The sequence below is a fragment of the Chromohalobacter sp. HP20-39 genome, from assembly GCF_033052815.1.
Classification (GTDB): domain Bacteria; phylum Pseudomonadota; class Gammaproteobacteria; order Pseudomonadales; family Halomonadaceae; genus Chromohalobacter.
In genome coordinates this window covers 605,272-627,102 of sequence record NZ_JAWHTP010000001.1, presented here as the reverse complement: position 1 = coordinate 627,102, position 21,831 = coordinate 605,272, and the positions used below count along the sequence as shown (strand labels likewise).

Sequence of the window (21,831 nt, the reverse complement as noted above, 5' to 3'; positions counted from 1 at the left end):
GCTTGCCCCGGCGCTAGGTGCCGGGACGTTCCAGGAGAGTGCATCATGGCCCTGCCCGAAGGATTCCTACCACACGCCGATATTCCTGCACCGTTGCATGCGGCGTTGGGCGAAGCCACCGAGCGGCTCGACGATGCGTTGTGCATGGCCGATCGCGTTGCCCAGGCGCAGCGTTCGACGAGTGACGCCGACGCCAATGTCGATGTCGAAGAGACGCCGACTGCCACCTGGCTGGCGCTCTCGGATGAGCGTCGTGCAGAGCTGGCACGGGTCGTAGCGCTTTCCGACTTTGCCACCGAGACGCTGGCCCGCGATCCCGGTTGGCTGTCGGTGCTGGATGCCGAGGGCGAACTGGATGAGTCGCCGCTGCGCGAGACTTGGGAAGCGGAGCTCGCCGAGCGCCTTGAGGTCGCCGAAGATGAGGCGGCTATGCAGGCCGCGATACGCCGCTTCCGGCGGCTGCGAATGCTGGGTATCGTATGGCGCGACCTGTGCCGCGCGCCGCGTGGCCAGGCTGGCGAGGCGGGCATGTGGACCACGGCGCGTGATGTCAGCAGCCTGGCGGAGATCTGCCTCGACGGGGCGCTGGATTGGCTCGAGGACTACTATGCACCGCGCTGGGGCCAGCCGGCTCGCCGTGCCGACGGCACGCCGCAACGTTTGGTGGTGCTGGGCATGGGCAAGCTCGGTGCGGGCGAGCTCAATCTGTCCTCGGATATCGACCTGATCTTCGCCTTCGCCGAAGAGGGCGAAACACAGGGCGGCCGGCGGGTGCTCTCGCATCAGGAGTATTTCACCAAGCTGGGCCAGAAGCTCATTGGCGCGTTGGACGCGGTGACCGATGAAGGCATGGCGTTTCGTGTTGACATGCGCCTGCGTCCGCTCGGCGATGGTGGGCCGCTGGTCGGCAGCTTCGCCACGTTGGCTAGCTACTATCAGGACCAAGGGCGTGAATGGGAGCGCTACGCCATGCTCAAGGCGCGCCCAGTGGCCGGTGACCTCGAAGCCGGCGCCGAACTGCTCGCCTCGCTGCGGCCGTTCGTGTATCGCAAGTACCTGGATTTCGGCGCCATCGAGTCGCTGCGTGAGATGAAGCGTCTCATCAACCGCGAGGTCAAGCGCAAGGGCATGGCCGACAACATCAAGCTTGGCCCCGGCGGTATCCGCGAGGTGGAATTCGTGGTCCAGGCGTTCCAGTTGATTCGTGGTGGGCGTGATACCGAGCTCCAACTGACCTCGCTGGCGGAGGCGCTGAGTTGTCTGACGGACCTGGAGCTTTTGCCGGGTGAAGTGACCGATGCACTGCGGAGCGACTACGCCTTCTTGCGCGATCTTGAGCATGCCTTGCAGGCTCAGAAGGACCGCCAGACCCAGACCTTGCCGGAGGATACCCTGGGCCGCGAGCGACTGGCGCTGGCGCTCGACATGGCCGACTGGCCGGCACTCGTGGCGCACCTCGACGAGGCGCGAGGGCGAGTGCGCGAGCATTTCGACGCCGTCATTGCGCCGCCCGAGGAGGAAGAGGACGAGCAAAGCGCCCCCGAGGAGGCCTCACGCGAGGAGTTGGGCGCGCTCTGGCGGGAGGAACTGACCCCGGCGGAGGCCCGCGAGACGCTGACGACGCTGGGATTCGAGACGCCGGAGGCGACCCTCAAGCGGCTTACCGATTTGCATCGTTCGCGTGCCGTGGCGGCCATGCAGCGCATCGGTTTCGAGCGTCTCGATGCCTTGATGCCGCTGCTGCTCGAAGCCGTCGGCGAGAGTCGTGCGCCGGATGTCGCGCTCGAGCGCGTCTTGCCGCTGATCGAAGCGGTGCTGCGGCGCACTGCGTACCTGGCGCTGCTGCGCGAGAATCCCGATGCGCTGCGTCAGTTGATTCGGCTGTGCGCCGCGAGCCCGTGGATCGCCGAGCAGTTGGCGCGCCATCCTGTACTGCTCGATGAATTGCTGCACCCCGCCACGCTGTATTCGCCCGCCGACAAGGACGAACTCGCCGATGAGCTGCGCCAGACATTGGCGCGAGTGCCCGAGGACGACGAGGAGGGCCAGCTCGACGCGTTGCGTATCTTCAAGCACGCTCAGGTGCTGCACGTCGCGGCCTCGGATATCGTCGGCGCGCGGCCGCTGATGAAGGTCAGCGATTATCTCACCTTCATCGCCGAGGTGATTCTCGAGCAGGTACTGGCGATGGCCTGGAAACAGGTGACACGCAAGTACGGCCGCCCCTCGCGCCATCCTGGCGAGCGTGAGAGCGATGACGCCAATTTCGCGATCGTCGGTTATGGCAAGCTGGGCGGCATCGAGCTGGGCTATGGCTCGGACCTGGACTTGGTGTTTTTGCACGATGCCGATCCCAAGGGTGCCACCGACGGCGCCAAGGCCCTCGACAATGCGGTTTTCTTCACGCGCCTCGGTCAGCGCATCATCCATTTGCTGACGGCCGTCACGCCCAGTGGTGCGCTGTACGAGGTAGACATGCGTTTGCGTCCTTCCGGCAACGCCGGGCTGCTGGTGACGACGCTCGATGCCTTCGCCGACTACCAACACCAACAAGCCTGGACCTGGGAGCACCAGGCGCTGGTGCGTTCGCGCGCGATTACCGGCAATGCGGCGTTATGCGAGCGCTTCGAGGCGGTACGTCGTGAGGTGCTGGGTCAGACGCGCGACCCCGACACACTGCGCGGGGAGGTCGTCGCGATGCGTCGCAAGATGCGCACGCACCTGGGTAGCAGCGATCAGGCCGGGCGCCAGGGAACGTTTCATCTCAAGCAGGATCCCGGTGGCATGGTGGATATCGAGTTCCTCTGTCAGTACGCGGTGTTGCGACTAGGGGCCGAAGCGCCGGAGATGCTCGCCTTCAGCGACAACATGCGCATTCTTGAAGTGCTGGAGGAAAGCGGCCGCCTTCCCGCCGAGCAGGCGCGCGAGCTGCGCGAGGCGTATCTCACCTATCGCGGCATCAGCCATCGCGCCTCGCTGGCCAAGGCCGGGAGCCAGGTCGAGATCGCCGATATCGACGACCATCGCCGCCGGGTCCGCGCCATTTGGGCGCAGTGGATGCAGGATGATGACGCGTCTCGGTAAGTATCACTGGAAATAAACAGTTACCAACCTTGCGCGAAATGCCTTGTACTTTTAGTGCGGGGATGGATAGCGCGAGCCGCGTTGCGGTCCTCAATGTGGGCGGGTCTGCTGCTCAATGTACTGCCGAACCACCGAGATAGGCGCACCCCCCACGCTACCTGCGAAGTAGCTCGGGCTCCACAGGGCATTGTTGAGATAGGCTGGCTTCACCAACTCAGAGTGCATAAGCTTTAGCTTGCGACTGGAGACCCCTTTCAAGCTGTTCACCAGCCGCGACAGTGCCACCTTTGGTGGGTAGGTCACCAACAGGTGTGCGTGGTCAGGCTCGCCATTGAACTCGACAAGCTCGGCTTCAAAGTCGGCGCAGACGCTGCGGAAGATCCCCACCAGGAATTCAAGATGCGGGGTGCGGAAGACACCTCCACGGTATTTGGTCACAAAAACCAAGTGAACGTGGAGCTTGAAAACACCGTGTCTTCCGATTCTATACGTTTGCTGAATGCCCATAGCCCCAATATATTTGAAGCCATGAAGCAGACCAAGACCCTCAAGGTTCGCGTGAAAGACAGACACGTAGCGGAGCTTAATCGCATGGCGCGCAGCGTGAACTTCGTCTGGAACTATGTGAACGAACTGTCGTCTCGTGCTATCCGTGAGCGCGGTCTGTTTCTGTCGGCCTATGACATGCATCCGTACACTAAAGGCGTTGGCACGGAACTTGGCCTGCACAGCCAGACGCTGCAATGTATCGCCGCCGAATATGCCACCCGCCGCAAGCAGTTCAAGAAGTCCTGCCTGAATTGGCGCAAGTCACGCGGTGTGCGCCGCTCTCTTGGCTGGATACCTGTCAATACCGGCGCGGCCAAGTGGAAGAATGGACAGGTATTCCACAACGGCAGCTACTTCAAGGTCTGGGACAGCTACGGGTTGTCGAATTACAAGTTCCGATCCGCCTCGTTCAACGAGGACGCCCGAGGCCGTTGGTACTTCAACGTGGTGGTTGATGCCGAAGTTAAGCCATCAGTGGGACAAGGCTCGGTAGGCATCGACCTTGGGTTAAAAGACATCGCCACATGCAGCGACGGCGAAAAGCTGGAAAATGGGCGTTTCTATCGCGGTATGGAAGCCAAGCTGGCAATCGCTCAGCGAAGCCGTAACAAGAAGCGCACCCGTGCCATTCACGCCAAGATCAGGAATCGCCGCAAGGATGCCTTGCACAAGTTCTCACGCCGTCTGGTAGATCAGTACGGTGAAATCGTCGTGGGCGACGTCAGCTCACAAAAACTCGCAAAGACCAAAATGGCTAAGTCCGTGCTCGATGCCGGATGGGGCCAGTTGAAGACGATGCTGGAATACAAATGCGCTCACGCAGGCATCGTGGTCAAGGTAGTGCGAGAAGCCTACACCACCCGCACCTGTTCGGCTTGTGGTTCACTCAGTGGGCCACAAGGCGTAAACGGGCTGCGACTAAGAGACTGGGAATGCATGGAATGCGGTGTCGTCCATGACCGGGACGTGAACGCGGCTCGGAATATCCTCAGTCTCGCGGCGGGGCATCGCCGTCCAGAAGTGGGAATCCCCGTCCTTTAGGACGGGGAGGATGTCAAAGTCCGCCTCCGGCGATGGCATACGTGCCATCGTGTTGGCGCTGCTGACGCCGCTCATCAAGCGTATGCTTAAGGGCAATTCCACCGTCGATCCCGCCGGTGCTTCGTCTTCCAACGCCACCACCGGAGCCTGAGTCATGCCGTTGAGTGAATCTCCCCAAACGCCCGCCGCCCGCCTGGCAGCACTGCGCGAAGCCATGCGTGAACAGGCCGTCGATGCCTGGTGGTTACCGTCGTCCGATCCGCATAGCTCCGAATACCTGCCGCATCACTGGCAGGGCCGCGCCTGGTTGTCGGGCTTCGATGGGTCGGTGGGTACGCTGGTGATCACCCAGCAGGCGGCCGGGCTATGGGTGGACAGTCGCTATTGGGTACAGGCCGAGCAGCAGCTGGCCGGGAGCGGCATCGACTTGATGAAGCTCCAGCCCGGCCAGGCGCAGCGGCCCATGCAGTGGCTCGCCGAGCAATTGTCGCCGGGCGCCACGCTGGGCTTCGACGGCGCCGTGGTCTCGATGGCCAGCGTGCGTCAACTGGAGGCACATCTGGCGCCGAAGGAGATCCGCTGGGAAGGCCATCGGGATCTGCTCGATGCCATCTGGCCGGACCGCCCCGCGTTGCCCGAGGCGCCGGTGCGGGCCCACCCGAGCGCTTACGTGGATACCTCGCGGCGCGACAAGCTGGCGACATTGCGCCAGGAAATGGAGGCCCAGGGCGTCGATACACATCTGGTGTCGACCCTTGATGACATCGCCTGGCTGACCAATCTGCGCGGTTCGGACGTCGCCTTCAATCCGGTGTTTTTGTCGCATCTGCTCATCGAGCAGGCACGCGCCACGCTGTTCGTCGCGCCGGGCAAGCTGGATGACGCCGTAATCGGCGAACTCGCCGACGAGGGCATCGATGTTGCCGATTACGCCCAAGTGGCGGAGCGCCTCGGCGGTCTTCCCGCCGCTGCGTGCCTGCTGCTCGATCCGGCACGGGTGAGCCTGGCGCTTATGCAGGCCGTGCCGGAGAGCGTGAGCATCGTCGAGGCCTTTCAGCCGAGCACGCTCGCCAAGAGCCGCAAGAGCGACCGCGACATAGAGCACGTACGCCATGCCATGGAGGACGACGGCGCCGCGCTGTGCGCCTTCTTCGCCTGGTTGGAAGACGCCTTGGCCAGCGACGAGACAGTGACCGAGCTGAACGTCGACGAGCGGATCACCGCCGCACGGGCAGAGCGCGACGGTTTCGTCTCGCGGAGCTTCGCGACCATTGCCGCCTTCAACGCCAACGGCGCGCTGCCGCATTATCACGCCACCCCGGCGGCGCATTCCGTGATCGAGGGCGATGGTTTGCTGCTGATCGATTCGGGGGCCCAGTACCTGGGCGGGACCACCGATATTACGCGGGTAGTGCCGGTGGGTGAGATCGACGCGGCGCAGCGGCGCGATTTCACCCAGGTGCTCAAGGGCACCATCGCGCTGTCACGCGCCCAGTTCCCGCGCGGCATTCCATCGCCGCAGTTGGACGCCATCGCCCGCGCGCCGCTATGGGCCGCGGGGATCGACTACGGCCATGGCACCGGGCACGGTGTGGGCTATTTCCTGAATGTCCACGAGGGGCCGCAGGTGATCGCGTGGTACGCGTCGCCGACGCCGCAAACGGCCATGCAACCCGGTATGATCACCTCGATCGAGCCGGGCGTCTACCGGCCCGGGCAGTGGGGAGTGCGCATCGAGAACCTGGTGGTCAATCGCTCGGCTCAGCCCAGTGAATTCGGCGAGTTCCTGTATTTCGAAACGCTCACACTGTGCCCCATCGATACCCGCGCCATCGACATTGCGCTGCTCGATGACGCGGAAATAGCCTGGCTAAACGCCTACCACGACGAGGTTCGTCAACGCCTGATGCCCAAGGTCGAGGGCCAGGCCCGCGACTGGCTCGAGCAGCGCACGCTACCCATTGCTCGGTAGCGTCGACGTGGTTGAAGCGCGGCAAGACACGACAAGGCAAGGAGAGGCGCATGGCGGTTAGGCAAGAAAGCATTACGCCGTTCCAGCTCATCGTGCTGGTTCTGTCTTTCTATGTGATTGGCGCCTTGTTGGCGGATCTTTTCCTGACCCTGCCTGAGGAGGTCTCGCGCCTTCTGACGTACATGGACTGGGTGGTCTGCGCGTTTTTCTTCGCAGACTTCTGCCTGCGCTTTCGCGCCGCCCCCAACAAGTGGCGCTACATGCGCTGGGGATGGCTGGACCTGCTGGCGTGCATTCCGCCGGGGCCGTTCCAGGGCGCACGCTTGTTCCGTGTCGTGCAGATGCTGCGGGTGATCCGCGCGGTGAAGTCCGTGCGCATGATCTGGCGGGTGCTGTTTCGCAATCGCGCCGAGGGTGTGTTTGCTTCGGCGGCGACCGCCACGCTGTTGCTGGTGGCCTTTGGCGCTATCACCATGCTACTGCTTGAGTCTCCCCACCCGGAAAGCCCCATCAACACGGCGGAAGAGGCGCTGTGGTGGGCCTTCGTGACCGTGACCACCGTGGGTTATGGCGACTATTACCCGATTACCACCCTGGGCCGGGTCGTAGCGGTGTTGTTGATGGTCGGCGGCGTGGGGTTGTTCGGGAGCTTCGCCGCGTACATCGGCTCGTTGGTGGTGTCCGATGACAGCGAGCAGGAGTCGCGGCAGCACAAGGCAGATCGCGAGATGATGCGCCATCTTTCGCGGCAGATGGATAGCCTGAACGCCGAGGTCTCGTCCCTGAAGGCGCTGCTCGAAGCTCGGGACTCGGAAGACGCCACGCGTCGGACATCAGTGCCGCGCGATGAGGATTGAAGAGAGCTATCGCTATCATGCTAACAATTTATTGGTGGCATGAGGCGCGCAGGGATAAAGTAAGCGGCATCTGGTGCTCATCAGATGTTTCATCCCTGCATCGGTTTGCGATGCACCCCTAGTAGTACCCTGCCTCAACCCGCGCAGCCCCCTGGCGCGGGTTTTTTTATGCCTGCTCAGCGGTCGGCGCTCCGAGATTGTCACATGCTGTGTGGGGAGGCGTTCCCCTGACTCTGTTGCCCTGACATGAAAACGCCCATGCGGCGTGAACCGCATGGGCGTGATGGCGTGCGCCAGCGTTGTGCCGACGTTTTGACAGCGGCGCTTACAGCGCGGCGATCTTGTCGCGTTGCTCGCTGAGGTGCTGACGGCTGGCCTGGGCGTCGGCGAGCTTGGCGCGTTCCTTCTCGACGACTTCGGTCGGGGCCTTGCTGATGAAGCTTTCGTTGCCGAGCTTTTTCTCGATACCGCCGATGAACTTGTCCTGTTTGTCGATTTCCTTGGCCAGGCGGGCAAGTTCCACGTCCTTATCGATCAGCCCCGCCATGGGCACCAGCACTTCCATGTCGCCGACCAGTTGGGTGGCGGCGAGCGGGGCCTGGTCGGGGTCATCGAGCCAGGTGATGCTGTCGAGCTTGGCCAGCTTGGAGAGGAACAGCCGATAGGCTTCCAGGCGCTCGCGGTCGGCTTCTCCGCCCTTGGTGAGCAATGCTTCCAACGGCTTGCCGGGGGCGATGTTCATCTCGGCGCGGATATTGCGCACGGCGATGATCACGCCCTTGAGCCACTCGATGTCGCGCGTGGCGTTCTCGTCGATACGGCTCTGGTCGGCCTGTGGCCAGGGCTGAGCCATGATCGAATCATCGCCGCCGGCATGCGTACCGGCCAGGGGCGCGACGCGCTGCCAGATCTCTTCGCTGATGAACGGCATCATGGGATGCGCGAGGCGCAGGACGGTCTCCAGCACCCGCACCAGCGTGCGCCGGGTGCCGCGCTTGGCGGCGGCGGTGGCGTTGTCGTCCCACAGCACCGGCTTGGAGAGTTCCAGGTACCAGTCGCAGTACTCGTTCCAGACGAAGTCGTAGAGCGCTTGCGAGGCGTGGTCGAAGCGGAATTCCTCCATCGCACGGGTGACCTGGGCCTCGGTCTGCTGCAGGCGCGAGACGATCCAGCGGTCGGCCAGCGATAGCTCCACTTCACCCTCGAGGCCACAGTCTTCGCCTTCGGCATTCATCAGCACGTAGCGCGAGGCGTTCCACAGCTTGTTGCAGAAGTTGCGATAGCCGTCCAGGCGGCCCATGTCGAACTTGATGTCGCGCCCGGTGGTGGCCTGCGAGAGGAAGGTGAAGCGCAGCGCATCGGTGCCGTGGGGCTCGATGCCTTCGGGAAATTCGTCACGCGTGGCCTTGGCGATGGCCTTGGCCTTCTGCGGTTGCATCATGTTGCCGGTGCGCTTGTCGATCAGCGCGTCCAGGTCGATGCCGTCGATCAGGTCGATGGGGTCGAGCACATTGCCCTTCGACTTGGACATCTTCTGGCCCTGGGCGTCGCGCACCAGGCCGTGCACGTAGACCTTCTTGAAGGGCACCTCATCGGTGAACTTCAGCGTCATCATGATCATCCGCGCGACCCAGAAGAAGATGATGTCGAAGCCGGTGACCAGCACGCTCGAGGGATGGAAGGTCTCGAGCTCCGGCGTCTGTTCCGGCCAGCCCAGGGTGCCGAAGGTCCACAGGCCCGAGCTGAACCAGGTATCGAGAACGTCTTCGTCCTGAGTCAGCGCGAGATCGGCGGCGAGGCCGTACTTATCGCGAGCTTCCTCGGCGCTGCGCGCCACATAAACGTTGCCCTCAAAATCGTACCAGGCCGGAATGCGATGCCCCCACCATAGCTGGCGCGAGATGCACCAATCCTGCAGGTCGCGCATCCAGGCGAAGTACATGTTCTCGTAGTTCTTGGGCACGAACTCGATGTCGCCGTTCTCTACTGCGGCGATGGCCGGCTTGGCCAACTCCTCGACGGCCACGAACCACTGATCGGTCAATAGCGGCTCGATGACGTCACCGGAGCGGTCGCCATAGGGCAGGGTGTTGTTGACGGTTTCGATCTGCGCCAGCAGCCCGGCGGCCTGCATGTCGTCGACAATGGCCTGACGCGCCGCGAAGCGGTCGAGCCCGACGTAGGCGGACGGCAAGGCGGTGTCGATGTCGGCGAGCGGGCGGCCCTGGATATCGAAGGCCTCGGCGCGGGGCAGGATGCTGGCGTCCGGGGTGAAGACGTTGATCAGCGGTAGAGCCTGACGCCGGCCGACTTCGTAGTCGTTGAAGTCGTGCGCGGGGGTGATCTTCACGCAGCCCGAGCCCTTGTCCATGTCGGCGTGCTCGTCGGCGACGATGGGGATACGGCGTCCGACCAGTGGCAGTTCGACGAACTTGCCGATCAGCGAGGCATAGCGCGGGTCCTCGGGATTGACGGCCACGCCGGTGTCACCGAGCAGCGTCTCGGGGCGCGTGGTAGCGACAACGAGGTGATTCTGGCCGTCATCGGTGGTCACGCCATCGGCGAGCGGATAGCGGAAATGCCAGAACTGGCCCTGCTGGTCCTTGTTCTCGACTTCCAGGTCGGAGATCGCGGTATGCAGCGTGGGGTCCCAATTGACCAGGCGCTTGCCGCGATAGATCAGCCCCTCGTCGAAGAGCCGCACGAAGACTTCCTGCACTGCCTTGTAGAAGCCGTCGTCCATGGTGAAGCGTTCACGCGACCAGTCGACGCTGGCGCCCATGCGGCGCAACTGCCGCGTGATATGGCCGCCGGATTCGTGCTTCCATTCCCAGATCTTGTCGGTGAAGGCGTCACGGCCCAGATCGTGGCGGCTCTTGCCGTCTTCCGAGGCGACCTTGCGCTCGACCAGCATCTGCGTGGCGATGCCGGCGTGGTCGGTGCCTACCTGCCACAGCGTGTTGTATTGCTGCATGCGCCGCCAGCGGGTCAGGGTATCCATGATGGTGTCCTGAAAGGCGTGGCCCATATGCAGGCTGCCGGTCACGTTGGGCGGCGGAATCATGATCGAGTAGGGCTCGCCCTGGCCGGCGGGCGCGAAACGATTGGCGTCTTCCCAGCGCTGATACCAGCGGGTTTCGATTTGATCGGGTTGGTAGGTCTTGTCCATGGGCGTCGGTCGGCTCTTGAAATACGGTCATCACGGCGTATGGCCGTGGCGAAAAATGCCGACAAGTATAACCCCGCAAGCGGGGTGACGTCATGGCGGGGCTTAGCCCGCAGCGTGGCGTGAGGTGTTGGTGAGGTCGTTGGCTTTGACGGGGTAGCCGCGCTTTTTATAGGTCTGCCAGCAGGCGCGCTTGGCGGTCAGCACATCCTGATGCTGATTGATGATCTCGGCGACGCGCTCGAAACGCGAGAACCACTCAGGAATCTCGGGATGCAGGTTGAGCATCGCCTCGACGCCGGGCGCCGGAGGCGTTTCCCAGCCCAACGTGACGGGCGGCAGGGGCTCGACCTCGTCGGCTAGCACTGCGTGGGGCAGGTAGCTTTCGGGCTTGAAGGTCCACAGCCGATCGTCGAGATCGCGCGCCATGGCTTCGTCCTCGGTGTGGATATGCAGCCGATAGCCCTTGCGGTGGATGGTCTCCGCCAGGCGGCAAGCGAAGTCCAACCGCGCATCGAGCGTGGTATCGGGTAAGATGTAGAAATCGACTTGGGTCATGAATCCCCGCCCCGGCTGCGCCAGGAGTTGTAAGAAACAAGAGGGAAGAAGGAAGAGAAACTCAATCGATCCCTTCAAGGCGCGTAGCGCCGTTCTTCCCTCTTCCAGCCGCGCAGCGGCGCACTTACGTGGGCCTTAGGCCAGGCGCGTCAGCCAGTTGCGCGTGTCTTCGCTGCGCCCGTATTGCAGGTCGAGCAGTTCCTTGCGCAGGCGCTTGCCGACTTCGCCGCCGCTATCCGCCTTGAGACGAATGCTCTCGTCTTCGCTGCGCAGTTCGCCGACCGGGGTGATGACGGCGGCGGTGCCGCAGGCGAAGACCTCGGTGATCTCGCCGGAGGCGGCGCCCTCACGCCACTCGTCGATGCTGATGTGGCGTTCCTCGGGGGTCAGGCCCTGGTCCCGGGCGAGTTCCAGAATGGAGTCACGGGTGACGCCTTCGAGGATGGTGCCGGTCAACTTGGGCGTGACGATGCGTCCGTCCTTGTAGACGAAGAACAGGTTCATGCCGCCGAGTTCCTCGATCCACTTGTTCTCGGCGGCGTCGAGGAAAGCGACCTGGGCGCACTCGTGCGCTTCGGCTTCCTTCTGGGCTGCCAGCGAGGCGGCGTAGTTGCCACCGCACTTGGCGAAGCCCGTGCCGCCGGACGCGGCCCGCTTGTAATGCGAGGACAGCCAGATGGAGACCGGATTGACGCCGCCCTTGAAGTACGCCGCCGCCGGCGAGGCGATGACGTAGTAATCGACCTCTTTCGAGGGCCGCACGCCGAGGAAGGTCTCGCTGGCGATCATGAACGGACGCAGGTAGAGGCTCGATTCCTCGGCGGCACTGGCCGGTGTCGGCACCCAGACATGGTCCTGGGAAAGCAGTGCCTTGAGCGAGCCGATGAAATCCTCGTCGGAGAGCTCGGGCAATGCCAGGCGACGCGCGGAGGCGCGGAAACGTTCGGCATTCTTCTCGGGGCGGAAGGTCCATACCGAGCCGTCGGCATGGCGGTAGGCCTTGATGCCCTCGAAGATTTCCTGGGCGTAATGCAACACCGCTGCCGCCGGGTCCAGCGTCAACGGCCCGTAGGGACGGACTTCGCGGCCATGCCAGCCGACATCGCTCGTCCAGCGGATATGAGCCATGTGGTCGCTGAAATGACGACCGAAACCGGGGTTTTCGAGAATCGTCTCGCGCAGGGCGACATCCTTAGGATGCGCGTTAGGCCGTATATCGAAGCCTGAAGGGGTCACTGAAGTTCTCCGTCAAATCTGGCGCTCGGTCGGATGCCGAGAATGGCACAGGCGCGTCGGACGAGGAAAGGCCAGCGCGCCTGCTATTTACGTTAGCATGCAAATTGTTGGCTGCGAAGGGTCACGCGACGCTGGGGCGCGTCTCGTTGGCCTCGGTTTCGCGGTCGAGCAAGTATTGGGTCAACAGGCCCACGGGGCGGCCGCTGGCGCCTTTCTTGTCCCCCGAAGCCCAGGCGGTACCGGCGATATCCAGGTGCGCCCAGGGATACGCATCGGCGAAGCGCGACAGGAAGCACCCCGCAGTGATGGTGCCGGCGGGGCGACCGCCGATGTGGGCCAGGTCGGCGAAGTTGGAGTCGAGCTGGCTCTGGTACTCCTCCCACAATGGCAGGTGCCAGGCGCGGTCCCAGGCGTTCTCGCCGGCGTCGAGCAAATCCAGCGCCAGATCGTCGTCGTTGGACAGCAGCCCCGAGGCATGATGACCCAGGGCGATGATCGCCGCACCGGTCAGGGTCGCGATATCCACCACGCTGGCAGGCTTGAAGCGCTCGACGTAACTCAGCGCGTCGCACAGCACCATACGTCCCTCGGCGTCGGTGTTGAGAATCTCGACGTTGAGTCCCTTGAGGGTCTTGACGATGTCGCCGGGCTTGATGGCGCGGCCATCGGGCATGTTCTCGGCGCTTGCCACCACGCCGATGATATTGATCTTGGGCTTGAGCGCGAGCACCGTCTTCATGGTGCCGAAGACGCTGGCGGCGCCGCACATGTCGAACTTCATCTCGTCCATGCCGGCCCCCGGCTTGAGCGAGATGCCGCCGGAATCGAAGGTGATGCCCTTGCCGACGAGGACGTGCGGGGCTTCGTCCGGGTCCTCGGCGCCGCGATATTGCATGACGATCAGGCGCGAGGGTTCTTCGCTGCCCTGGCCGACGGAGAGCAGGGCGTTGGCGCCCAGCGCGTGCAAGGCGTCCTCGTCGAGGATCTCGACGCTTAGTGCGCCGTCGGCGTCTGCTGCCAATGTTTGCGCCTGCTCGGCGAGGTAACGCGGCGTGCAGACATTGCTGGGCAAGTTGCCCAGGGTGCGCGTCAGTGCGACCCCTTCGCCGACGGCGGCGCCGATGCGCGCCCCCAGTTCGGCCTGGGGCGTTTCATCCGCGTCGCTGACCAGCAGCGTCAGGCTCGCGAGACGCGGTGCGGGGGCCGGCTGCGACTTGAAGTCGTCGAAGCGATAGCAGGCACGATGCGCGGCTTCCAGGGTCACACGGGCTTTCCAGGCGGTATCGCGTTCACCGACCGGCACATCGGTAAAGGCAGCGGCGACATCGTCGAGTGGCAGTTTGACGATGGTTGTGAAGGCGGCGTCGAGGGCCTTGATGAGTTGCCCTTCGCCACACTTGGCGCGTTCGCCGAGGCCGACGAGCAGCAGGCGCTCGGCACCGAGTCCCGGGGCAAAGGGAATCAACTGCACGTTGCCGAGACTGGGATCGAAGTCACCCCGGTCGAGAAGCTGGCCGATCAGGCGTTCACTGGCGTCGTCGAGCTTGTCCGCCGCCGGCAGCAGGTCTCCATCCGTGAAGACGGGCACGATCAGGCATGCCGTTTCGACCTTGGCCGGGTTGACGTTGATTACGGGGAATTCCATGGCGTCTCCACGCGACTGAACTGACATGACTTGCCTCGCGGCGAGACAAGTGTCCGGGGATTCTGGATAATACCGGCAAGGATGCCGGCGCTGAACGTACTCCAGTGTACGCAAAGCCGGAACGCAATGCATGGGGAGGGTGGTCGAAGGCTGCATTGGGCCCCGCAGGGGCATCGTGGACCAGGGAACCGACCCGGGAGAAGACGCTTGATCGTATTCCGCTATCTGACGCGCGAGATTCTCGCCACCATGGCTGCCGTGGCCGGCGTGTTGTTGCTGGTGATCATGGGCAGTCGCTTCATTCGCTATTTCGGCGATGCCGCGCAGGGGGACATTCCCGCCAATATTCTCGGCACCCTGATGCTTTTTCACCTGCCCGGGTTCATGGAGCTGGTGCTGCCGCTGTCATTCTTTCTCGGCATTTTGCTGGCGTTCGGGCAGCTTTATCTCAATAGCGAGATCACGGTGCTGGTGGCTTGTGGTATCAGCCCCAATCGACTGTTGCGGGTAACGCTATGGCCGGCAGTGCTGGTGGCGATACTGGTGGCGGTGTGCAGCCTGTGGCTGACCCCGAGCGGCGCCCGCCACAATGAGTTGGTGCTCGAGGAACAGAAAAGCCGGCTCGACTTCTCGGTGCTGCAACCGGGGCGTTTTCAGGAGTTCGGCAGTGGACGCGTCGCCTATACCGAGAGCCTCAACGATGACCGTTCACGCATGCAAAACGTCTTCATCAGCCAGCGCCAGCCGCGTAACGGTGGAGCGCCGGGAACGATGGTCACGCGGGCCGAAGGTGGTTATCAGACGGTCGACGAGGAGACCGGCAGCCGATTTTTGGTGTTGACCGATGGCCGACGCTATAGCGTCGAACCGGGAACGCATGTCGCCGAGCGTGTGCAGTTCGATACCTATGCAGTACGCCTGTCGCAGTCCAGCGAGCGCATCAATCTCGACGCGGCCGAGCTGACCTCGACGCCTGAGCTCATCGAGCGGGGTGGCAATGAAGCCTGGGCGAACCTGCAGTGGCGGCTGTCGATGCCGCTGATGGTGCCGATCCTCACCCTGTTGGCATTACCGCTTTCGCGGGTCAACCCGCGTCAGGGACGATTCGCCAAGTTGCTGCCGGCGATCTTTATACACATCAGTTATTTGAGTCTGCTGCTGGCGGCCCAGGACGCCATTGCGCGTGGAGCTCTGCCAGCGTCCATCGGCATGTGGCCGATTCATCTGGGGTATTTGTTGCTGGGTATCTGGATGATGCGTCGTGACCAGCGCCGGGGAGGCCGGGCATGATTTTTGACCGTTTCGATCGCTACATCGCGCGCAATGTGCTGTCGGCCATGCTGGTCGTGCAGGTGATGATCCTGGGGCTGGATCTGGTCATTTCTTATATCAACGATCTCGGTGATGTCGAGGGTAACTACGGAGCCCTGGATGTCTTTGTGTATTTATTGATGCGCTTGCCGTGGCGCTTTTATCAATACGCGCCGGTAGGCGTCTTGATTGGTGCGTTGATCGGTCTGGGCAGCATGGCCTCGAGCAACGAGCTGACGGTGATGCGCGCCTCGGGGCGCTCATTGGCTCGCATCTTGTGGGGGGCCATGAAGCCCCTGGGGCTGGTGATCATCTTGACCATGGCCATCAGCGAATGGGTCAGCCCTGTCACCGAGCAGTACGCGGAAGCCTGGCGTCTGGAGCAGCTCGAAGGTGAGGACGCAATCCTCTCCGAGCGCGGTGGTTGGCAACGCGAGGGTGACGACTTCTACCGTTTCGGGACCATCCGCGCGGATGACGTGGTCATCGATGTCACCCGTTATCATTTCGATGGCACGCGTCTGGTCAGTGCCATGCATGCCGACCGCGCAGTCTGGGAAAACGGCAGTTGGCAATTGCAGAACATCGAGGAAACGCGCTTCAAGGATGGCCGTACCGTCGTCAATACCGACGCTAAGCGTGCCTGGGAAACGTCGTTTACCCCGGCTCAGTTGAACCGCTTGTTGCGCCCCTTGGAAAGCCAGTCGCCCAGTGATTTGTGGCGTTATGCCAGTTATCTGGATAACCAAGGACTCGAGGCCACGCAGCCGCTGTTGTATTTCTGGCAGAAAATGCTGCTGCCCTTCACCCTGGCAGGCCTGATGCTGGTGGCCGCATCGTTCGTGTTCGGTCCCTTGCGTACTGTGGCGGCCGGCACGCGCGTGTTCTACGGCATCATCGTCGGCGTCTCGTTCAAGTACCTGCAGGATCTGCTGGCGCCGGCATCGATGCTGTTCGGCTTTTCGCCGGTGTTCGCGGTGCTGGTGCCCACCGTGGCCTGTTATGTGCTGGGCATCGTGCTGCTCAGGCGCTCCGGCTGAGGAAAACGCTACGCGGGTCACAACGCAACGCCCCCGGCGCCGTGATTTCGGCACCGGGGGCGTTTTTGTTCATTGACGCGCGTCGCACAGGTAGCTTTCGTAGAGCCTAGTCCGCGAGGGCGCGATCGAGGCGTGTAAGGATGGCGTCGACCTGGCGTGCGGGCACCACCAGAGCGTCATCCAACGGCGCCAGCGTGTCGATGTGGTGCGGTAGTTGAGTGATCGCCAGCCCCATGCCCTCGTGGCATTCTCCGTGTTGATAACGTACGAAGGAGAGTTGCCCCAAAGCATCGCGGCCACCGAGGTCGAGGCGCGCCAGCTTGCTGAACGCATCGACGCTATCGAACACCGGCGCGTGTGTCAGCGGTAGGTGCGTCAAGTGCCAGGCCAGCCAACCATCGCCGAGGTGTTCAGCATCGTCGCGCAGGGCGCGAAACCAGAGCTGGACCTGTTCGAGGCGATAGCGCGCCCACGCAGGCTTATCCATCCACAACACATCGGTGCTCTGGGTCGTGGCGGCATCAAGCTGTCCAGGCATGTAGACCCATGACTCGGTGAGCTGTGCTAGGCCGGTGGGCAGCGGCTCCTCGAGCATGCGCTCGCCGAGTGAATCGAGCGCCGCGTCGAGCTGGTTGGGAGCTTCCGAATAGCCGACGTTGTAGCGCCATACGCGTCCGGAGATTTCCTGGGTGACGATATGGTCTTCATCGAGTGCCATATGGCTCATCAGGTCGCGAGCCCCGAGCGATGCATCCGCGAGGCCGGCGCGGCGCGCTTCTATGCACAGGCGCTTGAGCATCGGGTTGAGTGGCAGGCGGTGATAGTCGCCGTAGCACTGGCCGTCTTCCTGAAAGGGAGTGAGGTCGAGGTGCAATCGCGGAGCGTCGCCGCTTTCGGCGTGACGTAACGTCATGATGTCTCTCTTGTGAACACGATATGCATCGCGGCGCGATGCAGGAAATGCCTACCCCGGTCATGAATTCCGCGTGACACTCATATTGCCTAGTACTTAATAGCTTAGTACAACGAACGTGCATCACGAGGAATTCTTGCTTTACGTGGGTAGAATAAAATTTCGTTATCTACTTTATCGGATTGACGCTGAAATGCAAGCACACTCCTTGAGGAGTCGCTGATAGAAAATGCGTTTTGGGCGCATGTGGGGCGCCGCGCCTCAGGCGATGAGAAGACGGCGATAATCGCCGGGCGTGAGGCCATAGGCCGCCTTGAAGCGCCGGGTGAAGTGACTGAGGCTGCGGTAGCCCAGCGAGTAGCAGATCTCGGTGATGGGAGCGTCGGCCTCGCGCAGCCACTGGCGAGCGCGGGCCAGGCGCAGGCGTTGCTGGTACTCGCCGGGGGTATAGCCGACCTCGCGCTGGAAAAGCCGATACAGACGCGCCTTGCTCATGCAGGCCTCGCGGGCCAATTGTGCACCGTCCAGCGGCTGCTCGGGATGACGTTCCAGCCAGGCCAGCGCGGCCGCGAGCCCGTGGCGCGGTGGCGCCTGGCGGGCGTCGGCGAGCAGCAACTCACGCGATTGGGTACGCAGCAGGCGCACGATCAACTCGTCGATGCCCAGCCCGATCAGCGCGTCGCGGTCGGGGTGGTTCTCGCGGAAGAGCCCCATCAGGCGCTCGATCAGCGCCTGGGTGGTCGGGCCGTGCGGCACATGCAGGGCATGCGGCTGATAGTGCCACTCGCCGAGCTCCCGTTCGCGTGGCTGGGCCTGGTTGAGGCGCTCGCTTAGGCCGTGAATGCGCGCGGGGTCAAGATCGATGGTCAGGCAGGTGGTGGGCGCGTCGGGGCGCGCATCGGGGAAGTCGATGCGGACTTCCTGGTGCGGTGCCAGCACGAAGCTCTCGCCCGGCAAGAAGGTTTCCGGCACTTCGGTGGCACCATGCATCACCTTGCGCCCTTGCAGCATGCCGCAGTAGAGCACCCGCTCGGCGCTCAAGGCGACATCCTGCGCGGGCCACCAGGTATCGTAGATCGACAGCTCCGCATGCGGGCCCGCGTAACAGATGCGATTCTCGATCAAGCGCCGTGTGCGGGGCGTGTCCGCGAGTTGATCGAGCGTGCGGGTATTGGCCGCACGAGGCGCCCGGGCGCGCGAATCGGGAGGCGTGACGGCATGCATGGCGAACTCCTGAACGGTACCGACGGTGAGGGCGTGGGTGTGGATGTCGCCCGTTACCTTGCAGTGTAGGCAAATTCGCTATCTGAGACTGGCAGACAAACGTCGGAGACTGGCAGGCAAACCGACGCCTGGCCGACACGCCATGCTGAAGGCGATGCGTACTCATTTTCCAAGGGGCAGGGTCGCACACCAGACGATTCGCCCCGGCGCATTCACCCAAGGAGACACGCCATGATTCACGCACGTCCCGGCACCCCGGGTGCCGCCGTCGACTTCAAGTCGCGTTACGAGAATTTCATCGGTGGCGAGTGGGTGGCGCCCGCCGACGGTCGCTATCTGGACAACATCACCCCGATTACCGGTGAGGTCTTCTGTCAGGTACCGCGCTCATCGGCTGCGGATATCGACCGTGCGGTAAAGGCGGCGCAGAAAGCCGCCCCGGCCTGGGGCAAGATGCCGCCCGCCGAACGCGCCAAGGTGCTGCTCCAGATCGCCGATCGTGTCGAGCAGAACATCGACAAGCTTGCCGTGGCCGAGACCTGGGACAACGGCAAGCCGATCCGCGAAACCAGCGGCGCCGATATCCCGCTGGTGGCGGATCACTTCCGCTATTTCGCCGGTTGCCTGCGTGCCCAGGAAGGCACCATCAGCGAAGTCGATGAGAACACCGTCGCTTATCACTACCACGAGCCCTATGGCGTGGTGGGCCAGATCATCCCCTGGAACTTCCCCATCCTCATGGCGACCTGGAAGCTGGCGCCCGCGCTCGCCGCCGGTAACTGCTCGGTGCTCAAGCCGGCCGAGCAGACCCCGGCCTCGATCAACATCTTCCTCGAGCTGATCGCCGATCTGTTGCCGCCGGGGGTGATCAACGTCGTGCACGGCCTCGGTGAAGAAGCCGGCGAGGCGCTGACCACGCATGAAGGTGTCGCCAAGATCGCCTTCACCGGCTCCACCCCGGTGGGCAGCAAGATCATGGCCAATGCCGCCAAGCGCATCGTGCCGGCCACGCTGGAACTGGGCGGCAAGTCGCCCAACGTGTATTTCGAAGACGTGCTCTCGCATGGCGAGGCCTTCGCCGAGAAATGCATCGAAGGCTTGTTGATGACCTTCTTCAACCAGGGCGAAGTGTGTACCTGCCCGTCTCGCGCGCTGGTGCACGAATCGATCTACGACGAGTTCATGGCCCGCGCCATCGAACGCGCCAAGACCATTCGCCAGGGCAACCCGCTGGACACCGAGACACAGATCGGCGCCCAGGTCTCCAAGGAGCAGTTCGACAAGATTCTCTCGTACATGGATATCGGCCGCGAGGAAGGCGCCGAATGCCTGCTGGGCGGCGCCAAGGCCAGTCTCGAGGGCGAACTGGCGGGTGGCTTCTACGTGCAGCCCACCATTCTCAAGGGCCGCAACGACATGCGCGTCTTCCAGGAGGAGATATTCGGCCCCACGCTCGCCATCACCACCTTCCGCGACGAAGAAGAAGCGCTGGCCATCGCCAACGATACCGAATTCGGGCTGGGCGCCGGGGTCTGGACCCGCGACATGAACCGCGCCTACCGCATGGGTCGAGGCATCCAAGCCGGGCGCGTGTGGACCAACTGCTACCACCAATACCCCGCGCACGCGGCTTTCGGGGGCTACAAGAAGTCAGGCATCGGCCGCGAGACCCACAAGCTGATGCTCGATCACTACCAACAGGTGAAATGCGTACTGGTGTCCTACAGCGACGACCCGATGGGGCTGTATTGAGAGAGGGCTGTATTGAGTAACCGCCATCCACGAAACTGAGTCGCGTCCGACTCAACCCTTTGCCGCTTCCTAGGGAAGCGGCATTTTTGTAGGCGTGCCGTGTTGGAAAGTCAGGTTAGAGCTTATCTCGTTCCAACCAATAGCCAGGCTTGCGAGAGTGGTGGGCGACGGCGATTACGACTGTTTCTTCTGGCAACTCAATCACAACTATGTCGTACGGGAAGCGTTCCAGGATCAATCGTTTTGCACCGATATTGCCGGCTTCTTCGGGCAGAGGTGCTAGGGGGATAAGGTTTTCTTCAATAACGTCGATGGCGGCGTCAACGGCAGCAAAAAACTCGGTTCCGAGTCCAGGCTGCTCATATTCGTACCATGCTGCAGCCTCTATCGCTTCCTGCGAGGCATCTTCCAGTATCCGTACCGTTCTCACTATTACTGGCCTAATCTCGCCCGCATCTTGGATCGCAATTCTTCACGGTTGATAAGTGTCGCTTCTCCGCTTTTGACCCTGGAAGCACGGCGAACGATTTCATCGTTCCAGGCTTGCTCGACAGAGTCGTCACGGGGACCGTCCAGACTCATTATCAGCTCGCGAGCCAGCGCTGCACGTTCCGACTCGGAGAGCGTCGAAATCTGGGAGCGTAGGTGGTCTAATGTTTCCGTATTCATGGTGCCTCCGCGAGTGGCAATACGATTATGCTAGCCCGATTCAAGGGCCCTAACAAGGCGGTCAACGGGACGCCAACGGCGCTCTACGTGGGCGTCCAACCTTCTCCGACTGGCGAAGTATTGCGAGAGCGGTGTCTAGCGAGGATTTGAGATGGACCTGTACTGGCTGTTCCTGATAATGGCAACGCTGACAGTGCTTAGCCCAGGGCCGGGCGTCGTAATGACCCTAAGCAACGCGCTGCGGTATGGCTTCATGGGGAGCCTTGGCGGAATATTCGGTATTGCCTTTGGCACCCTGCTCGTTGCGAGCATCTCCGCCTCGAGTGTCGGGGTGATCTTGGCAACTTCGGCGGTTGCTTTTACGGCGCTGAAACTCCTTGGCGCCGCCTATCTGTTCTATCTGGGGATTCGTCTTTGGCGCTCTCCGTCGCTTACGTTCTCTGAACGGCCCACGCAATCGCTAGGCTTTCGCCGCCGCTTTCTCGAAGGGCTTACAATACAACTGACCAACCCCAAGGCCGTGTTTTTCTTTCTCTCGGTCTTTCCTCAGTTCATCAACCCACAGGGGAACTTCACCGCACAGTTCACGCTGCTGGTGCTGACGTACAGTACGCTGGTGATAGTAATTCATTGCCTGTATGCGTTCTTCGGCCAACAGGCGAAAGGGTGGTTCCGCTCGCCAACGGGGGCGCGCGTCGTCAATCGTATCGGTGGTGCGACCTTCATGTGCTTCGGGGCCGCCCTGGCTAGCGCAAAAAGGTAAGGTAGGAGACACGCCCTAGTCGCTACACGGGGCTGGATTTCTCTCTGCAAC

Annotated in this window: 18 protein-coding genes; 9 read left to right on the top strand and 9 right to left on the bottom strand. The window is 62.7% G+C overall.

All coding sequences use genetic code 11. From position 1 onward, the window contains the following. Window positions 1-45 precede the first annotated feature (45 nt). Window positions 46-3,084 (top strand): bifunctional [glutamate--ammonia ligase]-adenylyl-L-tyrosine phosphorylase/[glutamate--ammonia-ligase] adenylyltransferase, encoded by a 3,039-nt coding sequence (gene glnE, locus RVY79_RS02920; protein ID WP_317462517.1) that lies wholly within the window; start codon window positions 46-48, stop codon window positions 3,082-3,084. A 90-nt stretch (window positions 3,085-3,174) separates the two neighbouring features. Here the strand turns inward: glnE and tnpA are convergent, their stop codons facing one another. Beyond that, on the bottom strand, window positions 3,175-3,591 hold the full coding sequence (tnpA, locus tag RVY79_RS02915) for an IS200/IS605 family transposase (RefSeq protein WP_317462516.1): 417 nt from the start codon (window positions 3,589-3,591) through the stop codon (window positions 3,175-3,177). Between tnpA and RVY79_RS02910 the strand changes: the two genes are divergently transcribed. From RVY79_RS02910 to RVY79_RS02895, 4 genes are read left to right on the top strand one after another with little or no spacing between them, the layout of a single operon-like run. After that, window positions 3,484-4,674 (top strand): transposase, encoded by a 1,191-nt coding sequence (locus RVY79_RS02910; RefSeq protein WP_317462515.1) that lies wholly within the window; start codon window positions 3,484-3,486, stop codon window positions 4,672-4,674. The two genes, tnpA and RVY79_RS02910, sit on opposite strands and share 108 nt — an antisense overlap. Window positions 4,675-4,684: 10 nt before the next feature. Beyond that, entirely contained in the window at window positions 4,685-4,825 is a 141-nt protein-coding gene (locus RVY79_RS02905; protein WP_317462513.1) for a hypothetical protein, read from the top strand. Between the two features lie 3 nt (window positions 4,826-4,828). Beyond that, window positions 4,829-6,646 (top strand): aminopeptidase P family protein, encoded by a 1,818-nt coding sequence (locus tag RVY79_RS02900; protein WP_317462512.1) that lies wholly within the window; start codon window positions 4,829-4,831, stop codon window positions 6,644-6,646. Between the two features lie 50 nt (window positions 6,647-6,696). Continuing rightward, the gene (locus RVY79_RS02895; RefSeq protein ID WP_317462511.1) at window positions 6,697-7,503 is read left to right on the top strand and encodes an ion transporter; all 807 of its coding nucleotides are present in this window, start codon (window positions 6,697-6,699) and stop codon (window positions 7,501-7,503) included. Between the two features lie 325 nt (window positions 7,504-7,828). Here the strand turns inward: RVY79_RS02895 and RVY79_RS02890 are convergent, their stop codons facing one another. From RVY79_RS02890 to RVY79_RS02875, 4 genes are all read right to left on the bottom strand, one after another. After that, on the bottom strand, window positions 7,829-10,672 hold the full coding sequence (locus RVY79_RS02890; RefSeq protein ID WP_317462510.1) for a valine--tRNA ligase: 2,844 nt from the start codon (window positions 10,670-10,672) through the stop codon (window positions 7,829-7,831). 102 nt (window positions 10,673-10,774) lie between these two features. Continuing rightward, window positions 10,775-11,227, bottom strand: coding sequence for a DNA polymerase III subunit chi (locus RVY79_RS02885; RefSeq protein WP_317462508.1), 453 nt, complete (start codon window positions 11,225-11,227; stop codon window positions 10,775-10,777). A gap of 135 nt (window positions 11,228-11,362) precedes the next feature. Beyond that, the gene (locus tag RVY79_RS02880) at window positions 11,363-12,463 is read right to left on the bottom strand and encodes a branched-chain amino acid aminotransferase (protein ID WP_317462507.1); all 1,101 of its coding nucleotides are present in this window, start codon (window positions 12,461-12,463) and stop codon (window positions 11,363-11,365) included. A gap of 121 nt (window positions 12,464-12,584) precedes the next feature. Beyond that, window positions 12,585-14,108, bottom strand: coding sequence for a leucyl aminopeptidase (locus RVY79_RS02875; protein WP_317462506.1), 1,524 nt, complete (start codon window positions 14,106-14,108; stop codon window positions 12,585-12,587). Between the two features lie 207 nt (window positions 14,109-14,315). Here RVY79_RS02875 and lptF point away from each other — a divergent pair, with 207 nt between their 5' ends. Together lptF and lptG are read left to right on the top strand one after the other, a co-directional pair. Beyond that, window positions 14,316-15,398, top strand: coding sequence for an LPS export ABC transporter permease LptF (gene lptF / locus RVY79_RS02870; protein WP_317462505.1), 1,083 nt, complete (start codon window positions 14,316-14,318; stop codon window positions 15,396-15,398). Next, window positions 15,395-16,459, top strand: a complete 1,065-nt coding sequence (gene lptG / locus RVY79_RS02865) for an LPS export ABC transporter permease LptG (RefSeq protein ID WP_317462504.1) — start codon at window positions 15,395-15,397, stop codon at window positions 16,457-16,459. Before lptF ends, lptG begins: the two co-directional genes overlap by 4 nt. 106 nt (window positions 16,460-16,565) lie before the next feature. Here lptG and RVY79_RS02860 read toward each other — a convergent pair whose 3' ends face one another. Both RVY79_RS02860 and RVY79_RS02855 read right to left on the bottom strand, forming a co-directional pair. Continuing rightward, window positions 16,566-17,372, bottom strand: coding sequence for a hypothetical protein (locus RVY79_RS02860; RefSeq protein ID WP_317462503.1), 807 nt, complete (start codon window positions 17,370-17,372; stop codon window positions 16,566-16,568). Between the two features lie 261 nt (window positions 17,373-17,633). Further along, a complete protein-coding gene (locus RVY79_RS02855) occupies window positions 17,634-18,596 on the bottom strand; it encodes an AraC family transcriptional regulator (protein ID WP_317462502.1) in 963 nt (320 codons plus the stop codon). Window positions 18,597-18,827: 231 nt separating this feature from the next. Between RVY79_RS02855 and RVY79_RS02850 the strand changes: the two genes are divergently transcribed. After that, window positions 18,828-20,348, top strand: coding sequence for an aldehyde dehydrogenase family protein (locus RVY79_RS02850; RefSeq protein WP_317462500.1), 1,521 nt, complete (start codon window positions 18,828-18,830; stop codon window positions 20,346-20,348). Between the two features lie 115 nt (window positions 20,349-20,463). On the opposite strand, the gene RVY79_RS02845 is transcribed toward RVY79_RS02850, so the two are convergent. After that, window positions 20,464-20,778 carry a hypothetical protein gene (locus tag RVY79_RS02845; RefSeq protein ID WP_317462499.1) on the bottom strand — a complete coding sequence of 105 codons (315 nt, stop codon included), beginning with the start codon at window positions 20,776-20,778 and terminating at the stop codon, window positions 20,464-20,466. A 2-nt stretch (window positions 20,779-20,780) separates the two neighbouring features. Beyond that, the gene (locus tag RVY79_RS02840; protein WP_317462498.1) at window positions 20,781-21,017 is read right to left on the bottom strand and encodes an addiction module protein; all 237 of its coding nucleotides are present in this window, start codon (window positions 21,015-21,017) and stop codon (window positions 20,781-20,783) included. Between the two features lie 151 nt (window positions 21,018-21,168). Here RVY79_RS02840 and RVY79_RS02835 point away from each other — a divergent pair, with 151 nt between their 5' ends. Beyond that, on the top strand, window positions 21,169-21,780 hold the full coding sequence (locus RVY79_RS02835; RefSeq protein ID WP_317462497.1) for a LysE family translocator: 612 nt from the start codon (window positions 21,169-21,171) through the stop codon (window positions 21,778-21,780). Window positions 21,781-21,831: the final 51 nt, after the last annotated feature.

What these genes read in the sequence shown, in the direction of transcription:
- glnE (WP_317462517.1), top strand. Translation starts at nt 46, where the DNA reads ATGGCCCTGCCCGAAGGATTCCTACCACACGCCGATATTCCTGCACCG.
- RVY79_RS02910 (WP_317462515.1), top strand. Translation starts at nt 3,484, where the DNA reads ATGCGGGGTGCGGAAGACACCTCCACGGTATTTGGTCACAAAAACCAA.
- tnpA (WP_317462516.1), bottom strand. Translation starts at nt 3,591, where the DNA reads ATGGGCATTCAGCAAACGTATAGAATCGGAAGACACGGTGTTTTCAAG.
- RVY79_RS02905 (WP_317462513.1), top strand. Translation starts at nt 4,685, where the DNA reads ATGTCAAAGTCCGCCTCCGGCGATGGCATACGTGCCATCGTGTTGGCG.
- RVY79_RS02900 (WP_317462512.1), top strand. Translation starts at nt 4,829, where the DNA reads ATGCCGTTGAGTGAATCTCCCCAAACGCCCGCCGCCCGCCTGGCAGCA.
- RVY79_RS02895 (WP_317462511.1), top strand. Translation starts at nt 6,697, where the DNA reads ATGGCGGTTAGGCAAGAAAGCATTACGCCGTTCCAGCTCATCGTGCTG.
- RVY79_RS02890 (WP_317462510.1), bottom strand. Translation starts at nt 10,672, where the DNA reads ATGGACAAGACCTACCAACCCGATCAAATCGAAACCCGCTGGTATCAG.
- RVY79_RS02885 (WP_317462508.1), bottom strand. Translation starts at nt 11,227, where the DNA reads ATGACCCAAGTCGATTTCTACATCTTACCCGATACCACGCTCGATGCG.
- RVY79_RS02875 (WP_317462506.1), bottom strand. Translation starts at nt 14,108, where the DNA reads ATGGAATTCCCCGTAATCAACGTCAACCCGGCCAAGGTCGAAACGGCA.
- lptG (WP_317462504.1), top strand. Translation starts at nt 15,395, where the DNA reads ATGATTTTTGACCGTTTCGATCGCTACATCGCGCGCAATGTGCTGTCG.
- RVY79_RS02860 (WP_317462503.1), bottom strand. Translation starts at nt 17,372, where the DNA reads ATGACGTTACGTCACGCCGAAAGCGGCGACGCTCCGCGATTGCACCTC.
- RVY79_RS02855 (WP_317462502.1), bottom strand. Translation starts at nt 18,596, where the DNA reads ATGCATGCCGTCACGCCTCCCGATTCGCGCGCCCGGGCGCCTCGTGCG.
- RVY79_RS02850 (WP_317462500.1), top strand. Translation starts at nt 18,828, where the DNA reads ATGATTCACGCACGTCCCGGCACCCCGGGTGCCGCCGTCGACTTCAAG.
- RVY79_RS02840 (WP_317462498.1), bottom strand. Translation starts at nt 21,017, where the DNA reads ATGAATACGGAAACATTAGACCACCTACGCTCCCAGATTTCGACGCTC.
- RVY79_RS02835 (WP_317462497.1), top strand. Translation starts at nt 21,169, where the DNA reads ATGGACCTGTACTGGCTGTTCCTGATAATGGCAACGCTGACAGTGCTT.